The 10442-nt window shown below is 70.9% G+C and carries 12 protein-coding genes; 7 read left to right on the plus strand and 5 right to left on the minus strand.

All coding sequences use genetic code 11. The features are described from left to right. Together VGO20_RS25595 and VGO20_RS25600 are read left to right on the plus strand one after the other, a co-directional pair. The coding region (locus VGO20_RS25595; RefSeq protein WP_473964866.1) for an MFS transporter at positions 1-684 on the plus strand (684 nt) is incomplete at its 5' end. After that, a complete protein-coding gene (locus VGO20_RS25600) occupies positions 681-1070 on the plus strand; it encodes a YybH family protein (RefSeq protein WP_327505239.1) in 390 nt (129 codons plus the stop codon). The genes VGO20_RS25595 and VGO20_RS25600, both read left to right, overlap by 4 nt. A gap of 66 nt (positions 1071-1136) precedes the next feature. On the opposite strand, the gene ehuA is transcribed toward VGO20_RS25600, so the two are convergent. The 4 genes from ehuA to ehuB form a co-directional block, all read right to left on the minus strand. Continuing rightward, positions 1137-1955: an ectoine/hydroxyectoine ABC transporter ATP-binding protein EhuA gene (gene ehuA, locus VGO20_RS25605; RefSeq protein WP_473964867.1), complete on the minus strand. Its 819-nt coding sequence runs from the start codon at positions 1953-1955 to the stop codon at positions 1137-1139. 4 nt (positions 1956-1959) lie between these two features. Next, positions 1960-2622, minus strand: coding sequence for an ectoine/hydroxyectoine ABC transporter permease subunit EhuD (gene ehuD, locus VGO20_RS25610; protein WP_327505240.1), 663 nt, complete (start codon positions 2620-2622; stop codon positions 1960-1962). Further along, positions 2623-3279, minus strand: coding sequence for an ectoine/hydroxyectoine ABC transporter permease subunit EhuC (gene ehuC / locus VGO20_RS25615; RefSeq protein ID WP_327505241.1), 657 nt, complete (start codon positions 3277-3279; stop codon positions 2623-2625). It abuts the gene before it with no gap. A 67-nt stretch (positions 3280-3346) separates the two neighbouring features. Further along, on the minus strand, positions 3347-4213 hold the full coding sequence (gene ehuB, locus VGO20_RS25620) for an ectoine/hydroxyectoine ABC transporter substrate-binding protein EhuB (RefSeq protein WP_327505242.1): 867 nt from the start codon (positions 4211-4213) through the stop codon (positions 3347-3349). Between the two features lie 489 nt (positions 4214-4702). Here ehuB and VGO20_RS25625 point away from each other — a divergent pair, with 489 nt between their 5' ends. From VGO20_RS25625 to VGO20_RS25635, 3 genes are read left to right on the plus strand one after another with little or no spacing between them, the layout of a single operon-like run. After that, positions 4703-5098: an NADH:ubiquinone oxidoreductase subunit NDUFA12 gene (locus tag VGO20_RS25625; protein WP_327505243.1), complete on the plus strand. Its 396-nt coding sequence runs from the start codon at positions 4703-4705 to the stop codon at positions 5096-5098. A gap of 44 nt (positions 5099-5142) precedes the next feature. After that, complete coding sequence (gene mlaD, locus VGO20_RS25630; RefSeq protein ID WP_327505244.1) at positions 5143-5667, plus strand: outer membrane lipid asymmetry maintenance protein MlaD; 525 nt, start codon at positions 5143-5145, stop codon at positions 5665-5667. Continuing rightward, positions 5648-6037: a DUF2155 domain-containing protein gene (locus tag VGO20_RS25635; RefSeq protein WP_327505245.1), complete on the plus strand. Its 390-nt coding sequence runs from the start codon at positions 5648-5650 to the stop codon at positions 6035-6037. Before mlaD ends, VGO20_RS25635 begins: the two co-directional genes overlap by 20 nt. Here the strand turns inward: VGO20_RS25635 and aat are convergent. After that, positions 6007-6657, minus strand: a complete 651-nt coding sequence (aat, locus tag VGO20_RS25640; RefSeq protein WP_327505246.1) for a leucyl/phenylalanyl-tRNA--protein transferase — start codon at positions 6655-6657, stop codon at positions 6007-6009. The two genes, VGO20_RS25635 and aat, sit on opposite strands and share 31 nt — an antisense overlap. A 264-nt stretch (positions 6658-6921) precedes the next feature. On the opposite strand from aat, the gene VGO20_RS25645 reads away from it, so the two are divergent. Together VGO20_RS25645 and VGO20_RS25650 are read left to right on the plus strand one after the other, a co-directional pair. Next, entirely contained in the window at positions 6922-8961 is a 2040-nt protein-coding gene (locus tag VGO20_RS25645; RefSeq protein WP_327505247.1) for a methyl-accepting chemotaxis protein, read from the plus strand. A 203-nt stretch (positions 8962-9164) separates the two neighbouring features. Beyond that, the coding region (locus VGO20_RS25650; RefSeq protein WP_327505248.1) for a sensor histidine kinase at positions 9165-10442 on the plus strand (1278 nt) is incomplete at its 3' end.

A 10442-nucleotide genomic window follows, 5' to 3' on the forward strand; every position in this document is an offset into this window, starting at 1 on the left:
CTGCTGATCGCGCAGTATCTCCAGCTCGTCATCGGCATGTCGCCCATGACCGCGGGGGTGTGGACGATCCCGCCAGCCGTCGCCTGCGTGGCCGGATGCCTGGGTGCGCCCGCGCTGGCGCAGCGGGTCCCGCCCGCGGCGATCGTCACGTCGGGCCTGCTGCTCGTGGCGGCCGGCTTCGCGGTCATGGCGGCGTTCACGGCCGGGTTCGGGCTGGCGGCGATCATTTCCGGCATGGCCGTCCTCGGGCTCGGCGTCGCGGCCATCGTGACGTTGGGTACCGACCTGATCCTCGCCAGCGCCCCGGCGGAGAAGGCAGGCGCGGCATCGGCCATCTCCGAGACCGGCTCCGATCTCGGCGGTTCGTTCGGCGTGGCGGTGCTCGGCAGCGTCGGTGTCGCCGTCTATCGGGCGGCGGTCGAGATACCGGAGGGGCTGAGCGAGGACCGTGTGGCGGCGGTGCGCGACACGCTCGGCGCGGCCGTCGACGTCGCGAGCGCTCTCTCGGGCCCCTCCGGTCCCATCCTGCTCGAATCGGCCCGGCAGGCTTTCGAGGGCGGCCTGGTGTTCGCCTCGGGCGCGGGGTTCTGCGTCCTGCTGTCCACCGCGATCTTCTTCGCGTGGACCAACCTGCGCCGCGGCGCCCTGCGCCCGGCGATCCAAAGCCAAGGAGACATCCGATGACCACGGAACGCGACGAACGGGCGATCCATGCCCTGATCGAGGACTGGACCGACGCGATCTGCAAGGGCGACATCGACGGGGTCCTGGCGAACCGGGCGGACGACATCGTCATGTACGACGTGCCGGAGCCGATCCAGGAAAAGGGCATCGACGCCTACAGGCGGACCTGGACGCTCTTCTTCGAGCACAACGAAGCCGGGCCCGACCGCTTCAGGCTCAGTGACGTCCAGGTCGTCGCCGGCGGCGACGTCGCCTACGCCCATGGCCTGCTCACGATCGGCGGCGGCGACGCCTACTGCCGCCTCACGCTCGGTCTGCGGCGCATCGGCGGCATGTGGAAGGTGGCGCACGAGCACCATTCCATCCCGATCAAGCTTGGTCGATGATCCCGTCACGGCCGCACCAACCTCTTGCGCGGCGTGCTCGAACTCCGACGAGGACGCGCGGGCCCGTCAGGCGGCTTCCAGCACGGCGCTGAGGAAGGCGCGGGTGCGCTCGTTCTCGGGGTTGGCGAAGAGGCGCTCGGGCGGGCCCTGCTCGGCGATGCGGCCCTGGTCGAAGAAGCAGACCCGGTCCGCGAACTCGCGCGCGAAGCCCATCTGGTGCGTCACCATCAGCATGGTCAGGTCGTGCTCGTCGGAGAGGCGGCGGATCACGCCCAGAACCTCGCCGACCAGCTCGGGGTCGAGGGCGGAGGTCACCTCGTCGAACAGCATCACCTTCGGCCGCATCGCGAGTGCCCGGGCGATCGCGACGCGCTGCTGCTGGCCGCCCGAGAGCCGGCTCGGATACTGGTCGACCTTGTCCTCCAGCCCGACCATGGCCAGCAGCTCGGAGGCGCGCTGCTCCGCCTCGCGCCGGGACAGGCCGAGCACGTGGATCGGCGCCTCGATGCAGTTGCCGAGCGCGGTCATGTGCGGGAACAGGTTGAAGTGCTGGAACACCATGCCGATCTTGCCGCGGACCCGGCGCAGGTGCCGCTCGTCGGCGGGGACGAGGCGGCCGCGCCGATCCATGTGGGTCAGCGGCTCGCCGTCGACCTCGATCACGCCGCCGTCGATCCGCTCCAGGGTCATCAGGACGCGCAGCAGCGTCGATTTCCCCGAACCGCTGGGGCCGATGATCGCGACCTTCTCGCCGCGCGCGACGTCGAGGTCGAGATGGTCGAGCACGGTGAGCGCGCCGTAGCGCTTCTCGACCGCCCGGAAGCGGACCATGGGCTCGTCGGCGGTGGGGGCGGCAGCGAGAGGGTCGGTGGGGGCCACGGTCATCGCGTCAGCCTTTCCGAAGTGCGAGCCGACGCTCGACGCGGCGCACGAGGGCCGAGGAGACGAGGCTCATGACGAGGAAGAACACGCCGACCAGGGTGATCGGCTCGAGGTAGCGGAACGTGTCGGAACCGATGATCTTCGCCCGCTGCATCAGCTCGACCACCGCGATCGCGGACAGCAGCGGCGTGTCCTTGAACATCGCGATCAGGTAGTTGCCGAGTGCGGGGACCACCGGCGGGATCGCCTGGGGCAGGACGACGTCGCGGTACGTCGTCCAGGGGCCGAGGTTCAGCGCGACCGCCGCCTCCCACTGGCCGCGCCGGATGCCCTGGAGGCCGGCGCGGTAGACCTCGGCCGTGTAGGCGCTGTAGTGCAGCGCGAGACCGGCGATGCCGGCGACCATGGCCGGCAGCACGATCCCGAATTCCGGCAGGACGTAGAAGGCGAAGTAGATCTGGATCAGCAGCGGCGTGCTGCGCACGAACTCGATCAGCGCGCCCACCGGCACCGAAATGAACCATCTCCGGCTCATCCGCAGGATGGCGAGCACGAGGCCGAGCACGACCGCGACCGCGAAGCCGATGACGGTCGCGAACACCGTGATCCGCGCGGCTTCGAGGAGCAGGGGCAGGATCTCGAGCGCGAAGCCCCAGTCGAATCCCTCCATTCAGGCGGTCCTCCGGGCGATGCCGCGCGACAGCCGCCTCTCGGCGGCGCGCACGGCCAGCGCGATCGCCTGGGCGAGCAGGAAATAGATCACGAGGACCAGCGTGAAGATCTCGACCGTGCGGAAGGTGAAGGCGTTGAGCTGGGAGGCGCGGAAGGTCAGGTCGCCGAGCGTGATCAGCGAGACCAGCGAGGTCCCCTTCAGCAGCTCGATCATCAGGTTGCCCCAGGGCGGCAGCATCGCCAGCGCCGCCTGCGGCAGGACGATGCGGCGCATGCGCAGCGCGGGCGTCATGTTGAGGGCGACGGACGCCTCGATCTGGCTGCGCGGCACGGCCTGGATCGCCGAGCGCACGACCTCCGCGCCGTAGGCGCCGATGTTGAGGCCGAGGCCCAGCACCGCGACCGTGAACGCGTCCAGCTCCAGGCTGAACGGCGGCAGCGGCAGGACGAAGTAGAGCCAGAAGAGCTGGACCAGCAGCGAGGTGCCGCGGAACGTCTCGACATAGACGGCGGCCAGCGCGCGCACCGGCCGCCAAGCGGACAGCCGCGCAAGCCCGGCAGCAAGGGCCAGCGCGGCTGCGAGCAGGGAGGCGACCGCGGTGATGCGGACCGTCAGCCAGGCGCCGTCGAGCAGCGGCGGAAGGAGTTCGAGCATGGGATCGGGTGCGGACGATCCGGCGCGGCGCCCCGTCGCTGACGAAGCGCCGTGCCGGAAATCCCGCTTACTCCGTGCAGAGCTCGGCGGTGGTCACGCCGGAGGGCATCTCGTTCTTGGTGAAGCCGAACTCCTCGACCAGGGCGAGGTGCTCGGGCGAGCCGACGAACTCGGCGAGGTGCTTGTCGAACTCCTCGCGCAGGGCCTCGTCCTCCTTGCGGAAGCCGAAGGCGCCCGAGCCCATGGCGGCTTCCGGCGTGGTGAACGGTTCCGCCCGCTCGACCGCGTCGCCGCCCTTGCGGGCCATCTGCTCGATCGAGATCGCGGTCAGCGCCGCGGCGTCGACCCGGCCGGCGCGCACCGCGCCGATCATGCTCGCCTGGTCGGGCAGGCGCACGATGCGGTCATCGGGGATGCCGGCCTCCAGGGCGTAGTCGCGTTCGACGGCGCCGGCGAGAACGCCGAGCTGAGCGTCGTCGGCCGAGGCCACGTCCTCATAGGAGTGGAGGTCCTGCGGGTTGCCCGACGCCACCAGGAAGCCCTGGCCGAGCGTGTAGGTCGGTTCGGAGAACGCGATCTCGGCGCAGCGCTTGGGAGTGACGAACATGCCGGCGGCGATCACGTCGAACCGGCCGGCCTTGAGGCCGGGGATCAGCGACGACCATTCGGTCAGGACGCCGTCCACCTCCGGGATGCCCATGCGCTCGAAGATCACCTTCGCGATCTCCGGCGCCTCGCCGGTCAGGGTGCCGTCGGGCGTGGCGTATCCGAAGGGGGCCTCGTTGGCGAAGGCGATCCGGACGTAGCCCCGCTCGCGCGCCTGCTCCAGCGTGTCCTGCGCCAGGGCGGCGCCCGAGACGCCGGCGGTCGCGGCCGCCGCGATCAGCGCGCCCGTCACGGCCGCGCCGAAGCGGCCCAAGGTTCCGTTCGACATGGGGTGTCCTCCTGTGTCTGCGTGTCGGCGCCGGTATCGCCCGAAAGGCCGCGACTCGCGGCAGGGGCCGGCGCACCGTCTGTGGGTTGCCTCCGTCGGCAAGCGGGCCGCTGATGCGACGCCGCAATATCGATTTGGTTTATCCTCAATTCCCCGGGATTTCAAGCCGTGCGTTCCCAGACCTGCGATCGATCAACCTCCCGTCGGTCAAGTCGAGGAACCGGAAGCGCCTCCATTTGTCTCGGAAGAAGAACGGCTCATATTCATTGTCGTCGGGGCGCAGGCTCATGAATTCGCGCAGATCTTTTATTACGGAGTACCGAAGACTGGCGGTGACGGGCCTTCGTCGCCAAATGACGTCGCGAAAGGCGCATGTACGGCGGCCTGCGCCGCCCGTTCGCTCGAACTGGACGCGGGGCATGCCAAATGCCATAGTCCCGCGCCATCACGGAGACCTGAAAGAGGGGCCGAGGCCCCGATACAGCCGCCATGAAAGAACGCATCTCATTCGCCACCTTCCTGTCGAACGTCCAGATCCGGCTCTTCACCTGGCGCCGGGGCGAGCTGGTGGGAACCGACGACTTCGGCAACCGGTACTTCCGTGACAGGAAGGCGCAGAAAGGCAGCGGCCGGCGCCAACGGCGCTGGGTGCTGTACAACGGCGAGCCCGAGGCGACGAAGGTCCCGCCGGAATGGCACGGCTGGCTGCACCACACCAACGACGCGCCGCTGAAGCCGGGCGACGCCTTCCACAAGCCGTGGCAGAAGGAGCACCAGCCCAACCGGACCGGGACGATCGGCGCCTACCGCCCGCCCGGCCACACGCTGGAGGGCGGCCAGCGGGCGCGCGCCACCGGCGACTACGAGCCCTGGACCCCCGGTTGAACGGGTGCCGCGGGGCAGGGGCTGCAGGGGGCTGAGGTCTGGTCATGCGCAGGAACGTCATTGAAACCGTGCTCGGCGGCGTCGTGCTCGCCGTCGCCGCCGTCTTCCTCGTCTTCGCCTATACGAGCGCGGATCTGCGCGCCGTCGACGGCTACGAGGTGACGGCGAACTTCTCCAGCGTCGGGGGGCTGCAGAACGGCAGCGACGTCCGCATCAGCGGCGTCAAGGTCGGCTCGGTCACCGGCCAGACGCTCGATCCCGACACCTTCCTCGCGGTCGTGCGCATGAACATCGACCCCGCGATCCGGCTGCCCGGGGACACCGTCGCCGTGATCGCGAGCGAGAGCCTGCTGGGCGGGCGCTACATGGCCCTGGAGCCGGGCGGCGCGGAAGAGCTGATCGAGCCGGGCGGGCGCATCGAATACACCCAGTCGACGCCGGGTATCGAGCAGCTGCTGGGTCAGGTGATCTTCAGCATGCAGGGGGCCGGCGGCCCGGCGGCCGGCGGTGCGGCCGGCGGGGCCACCGACGCGCAGGAGGGGGCGGGCGGTGGCGGCCTTCTGGACTGACCGCGCGGCGCTCGCCGCTCTCGCGCTCGTGCTGGCTTCGGGCCTTGCCACCCCCCTGGCGGCGGAGCCGATGGAGGAGAAGCAGGAGGCGGTCCTTCAGGCGCTCGACAAGGTGACCGCGCGCGTCCGCACGATCGAGGCGCCGGTCGGCGGCACGGTCGATTTCGGCGCGCTCGCGGTCACCATCCGCGCCTGCCGGAAGGCGCCGCCGATCGAGGCGCCGGAGGCGGCGGCCTTCCTGGAGATCGACGAGATCCGGCCGGGCGAGCAGTCGCAGAGGATCTTCGACGGCTGGATGTTCGCCTCCAGCCCCGCGCTCTCGGCGCTCGAACACCCCGTCTACGACGTCTGGGTGCTGGACTGCAGGTAGGCCTCGATTACCTCGTCCTCGCTGCCGGCCCGGAAGTCCGCCCTTAGACGGACCGCCGGGGCGAGCCGGGCGCGGTAGAGGTGGCGCGGGATCTCGAGCGCGCCGAACTGGCGCAGATGCCCGGTCACGAACTGGGTGTCCAGCAGCGCGTAGCCGTTCCGGCGCAGCCGGGCGACGAGATGGACCAGCGCCACCTTGCTGGCGTCCGTCACGCGCGAGAACATGCTCTCGCCGAAGAAGGCGCCCCCGAGCGACACGCCGTACAGCCCGCCGACGAGCCGCCCGTCGAGCCGGCACTCGACGCTGTGCGCGTGGCCGAGCGCGTGCAGCTCCAGGTACAGGCGCAGGATCTCGGCGTTGATCCAGGTCTTCGGGCGGTCGGGCGCCGGCTCGGCGCAGGCGCGGATCACGTCCTCGAAGCCGCGGTCGACCGTCACCTCGAAATGCCGCCGGCGGACCGTCCTCAGCAGGCGCCGCGGGACGTGGAACCCGTCCAGCGGCAGGATGCCGCGCCGTTCGGGATCGAACCAGTACAGCTCCGGGCTGTCGGCGTCCTCGGCCATGGGAAACACCCCCACCGCATAGGCGCGCAGCAGCAGCGTCGGCGTCAGCTCTTCCAAGGAATAACGGCTCCTGCCCGTGATGCGGCGGGCGGGCAGTATACAGGACGACCTTGGCGGCGGTCCAACGCATGCGAGGCATGCAGCCGTCCCGCCATCGTCGAAAGGATTTGTTAATAGTTGGGCGACCATAGGAGTTCGAAAATAAAGCCCGCCGCACGCCCGTAACATACATGCAATATTACAGTTTGGTTGCATGAAGCTATTATTGCGCGTTGTTTGCGGAGGGTGCCGGGAAACTTGTCGAACGAGCTGAGGTGTCCAGTGACGCTTGCGATGACCATGGATGCGATGCCCGGGCTGGGCGTCGCGAAAGCCGGCGCCGGCTGGCGCCGGCCGGTTCTGCGCCCGTCGATCGGACTGCGGATCGGGTTGCTGGTCGGCGGCGCGCTCGCGGCCTTCGCGCTGACCGGGGCGGTCTACGTCTCGGGCGAGCGGCAGGTCGCGCAGGCGACGGCCCGGCTCGCCGGCTTCGGCGAGCTGGTCGAGCTGGCGGCCGGCGCGGAGCGCCTGTCCGGCGCGATGCGGGCCCATGCGCACGACTTCATCGGCCGGCGCGACCGCGGGGCCGCCGAGACCTTCCACGCCGAGGCCACCGCGCTGACGGCGCTGCTCGAGCGCATCGGCGGCCATGGCGAGGCCGCGGCGGCCGGGCACGCGGCGGATCTGCGCGCGGCGGTGGGCGAGGCGGACGCGCTGTTCGCGCGGATGCGCGGTACGGCGGTCGAGCTTGGCCTGTCGAACGAGGACGGCCTCGCCGGGACGCTGGGCGGCTCGGTCGCCAAGGTCGAGGGGGAGCTGCGCAAATGGCCTGTCTCGGCCGCGGGCGACCTGCATCTCAGCATGCTGCGCATGCGCGTCGCGGAGAAGGACCTGCTGCTCTACGGCGACGAATCGCATCTCAACCAGCACCGCAAGGCCTACAACGAGTTCGACTTCGGGCTGCTCGGCTCGCAGCTCGACCCGGCGACGCAGGAGGCGCTCGGCGCATTGGGGCGCACCTACCGCGAGGATCTGCAGCGCTTCGCCGAGACGCGCCGCCGGCTGGAGCTGGAGGCGCTGGAGGTCGACACCGCGCTCGCGGACCTGGAGCCGCGGTTCGCGGCGCTGTTCGACGCGGCTCGCACCGGCATGGGCGAGGCGATGGCGGAGAAGGAGCGCACGCGCGCGGCGACGGCGCGCTGGGCGGCGGCGGCCGGCCTCGCCAGCCTCGTGGTGTTCCTCGTCTCCAGCCTGCTGCTGGCGCGCAGCATCACCGGCCCGCTCCGGGGGATCGAGGCGTCCATGCGGCGCCTCGCCGCCGGCGACCGGCAGCTTACGATCCCCGGCCGCGACCGGCGCGACGAGATCGGCGCGATGGCGCGCGCCATCGAGGTCTTCCGGCGCAACGCCGAGGAGATGGAGCGGCTCAAGGCCGAGGAGGAGGTCAGGGAGCGGCGGCGCAAGGAGGCGTTCCAGACGAAGTTCGGCGAGCTCGCGGCGGCGCTGGAGGCCGAGATGCGTTCGACCGTCGCGGCCGTGGTCGAGCATGCGACCTCGATCGCCGGCCTCGCGGCCGGCATGACGCAGGCGGCCGAGCGCACGGGCGCGCAGTCGGCCGGCGTCGCCGGCGCTGCCCGGGACGCGACCGGGAACGTCGATGCCGTCGCCTCCTCCTCGGAAGGCCTCGCGGTCACCTCGCGCGAGATCGGCCGGCAGATGGACGAGATCTCGGACATCGTGAGGCGGGCGGTCGAGCAGGGCGAGCGCACGCGGAGCACCGTGGGCGGGCTGGCCGACGCGGCGCGCGACATCGGCGAGGCGGCCGGGCTGATCGGCGAGATCGCCGCCCAGACGAACCTGCTGGCGCTCAACGCCACCATCGAGGCCGCGCGGGCAGGGGAGGCGGGAAGGGGATTCGCCGTCGTCGCCGGCGAGGTGAAGTCGCTGGCGGCCCAGTCCGGGCAGGCGACCGAGCGCATCGGCACCCGGATCGGGGCGGTGCGGGACGCGACCGGGAGGGTCGTGGACCATATCGGCCAGGTGCAGGAGGTGATCCGGCACATCGACGAGATCGCGCTGCGCATCGGCAGGGCGGTGGAGGAGCAGCGGACGGCCACGGAGGCGATCCATCGCGGCGCCGCGACCGCGGCCGACGGCACCCGGGAGGTCTCGGCGCGGATCGCGACCGTCTCCCAGGACGCGGGCGAGACCCATCGCCTCGCCCGCGTCCTCGACGCCAGGGCCGCCGAGATCGGCGCCGAGGTCGGCCGGCTGCGCGAGAGGCTGGTGGCCCTGCTGGACCGGGCCGGCCGGGAGGCGTGATGCCGGCGGCCCCGGATCACCGTGCCGCGGCGCAAGGAGAAGGTTCGGGGTTGCAAGGAGGCGGGCGGAAGGCCAAACTGCGTCACGGATAGTCTCGCCCCTGCCCGTCTCGCCCACTAGCCGTCCGCCGAGGGTATGATGCCAGCGCTGGTTGCCGGCAACGCCACATGGCCGTGGCGGAGATCGAAAGGTGCCGGGTTCGGATGACGGCCCCCTTCGCCAAGAGGCTGTCGTTCCGGCAGGCGCGCAACACCGTCCTGATCGCGGTCCTGCTCGGGATCGCGGTGACGGCGATCGAGCTTTTCTTCGAGGTCGAGCGGGAGAGGGCGGCGATCGCCGACACGGTGCAGCAGGTCGTGCGCATCGTGCAGGAGCCGGCGGCCAAGGCGACCTACGACCTGGACCGCCAGCTCGCCGCGGGCGTGCTCGACGGGCTGTTCAGCTACCGGCCGATCTACCGCGCCAGCGTCTACAACGAGTTCGGCCTGCTCGCGGCCGAGGAGCGGCTGCCGGCGGCCCATTCGATGCGCTGGCTGTCGGAATGGCTGTTCGGCGGCAACCTCGAGGTCGAGGTGCCGCTGACCTACGTGCCGGTCGGGCGCAGCGCGATCGAGGTCGGCGAGATCCGGGTCAGCATCGACATCCACCAGGCCGCCTCGACCTTCCTCAGCCGCTCGGGCACGACGATCGTCAACGGGCTGGTGCGCAACCTGGTGCTGGGCCTGCTGCTGACCGCGATCTTCTACGTCATGGTCACGAAGCCGATCCTGGCGGTCAGCCGCGATATGGAGACGGTGACGCCCGACGACCCGAGCGCGCGCAAGGTCCGTTGCCCCGAAGGCCATGCCCACGACGAGATCGGCTTCCTGGTCGGCCGCATCAACGAGCTGCTTTCCGCCTTCGGCGCGACGCTGGGCCAGCGCGACCAGTTCGCCGCCGACCTGATGGCGGCGCGGCGCCGGGCGGAGGAGGCGAGCCGGGCCAAGTCGCAGTTCCTGGCCACGGTCAGCCACGAGCTGCGCACGCCGCTGAACGCGATCATCGGCTTCTCGGAGCTGATCAAGGCGGACGGCGCGCACGGGGCCGAGGCGCATGCCGACTACGCCGGCGAGATCCTGACCAGCGGCAACCAACTGCTCGCGATCATCAACGACATCCTGGACCTGGCGGAGATCGACACGGGGATGCAGAAGCTGGCGATCGAGCCGGTGGAGGTCGGGCGGATGTTCGACAAGTGCATCCGCATGCTCGACGGGGCCGTGCGCGACCGCCGCATCGACCTGCGCGTCACGGTCGCGGCCGACCTGCCGCCTGCGCTGGCGGACGCCCGGGCGCTGCGCCAGATCGTCGTCAACCTGCTGTCGAACGCGCTGAAGTTCACGCCCGAGGGTGGTGCTGTCGAACTGTCGGCGGTGCCGGACCGGGGCCGCATCGCGATGGTGGTGGCGGACAACGGGATCGGCATCGCGCCCGAGCACCTC

The organism is Arenibaculum sp. (assembly GCF_035998295.1).
GTDB lineage: Bacteria > Pseudomonadota > Alphaproteobacteria > Azospirillales > Azospirillaceae > DASYHS01.

What these genes read in the sequence shown, in the direction of transcription:
- ehuD (WP_327505240.1), bottom strand. Translation starts at nt 2,622, where the DNA reads ATGGAGGGATTCGACTGGGGCTTCGCGCTCGAGATCCTGCCCCTGCTC.
- mlaD (WP_327505244.1), top strand. Translation starts at nt 5,143, where the DNA reads ATGCGCAGGAACGTCATTGAAACCGTGCTCGGCGGCGTCGTGCTCGCC.
- VGO20_RS25625 (WP_327505243.1), top strand. Translation starts at nt 4,703, where the DNA reads ATGAAAGAACGCATCTCATTCGCCACCTTCCTGTCGAACGTCCAGATC.
- ehuB (WP_327505242.1), bottom strand. Translation starts at nt 4,213, where the DNA reads ATGTCGAACGGAACCTTGGGCCGCTTCGGCGCGGCCGTGACGGGCGCG.
- VGO20_RS25600 (WP_327505239.1), top strand. Translation starts at nt 681, where the DNA reads ATGACCACGGAACGCGACGAACGGGCGATCCATGCCCTGATCGAGGAC.
- ehuC (WP_327505241.1), bottom strand. Translation starts at nt 3,279, where the DNA reads ATGCTCGAACTCCTTCCGCCGCTGCTCGACGGCGCCTGGCTGACGGTC.
- ehuA (WP_473964867.1), bottom strand. Translation starts at nt 1,955, where the DNA reads ATGACCGTGGCCCCCACCGACCCTCTCGCTGCCGCCCCCACCGCCGAC.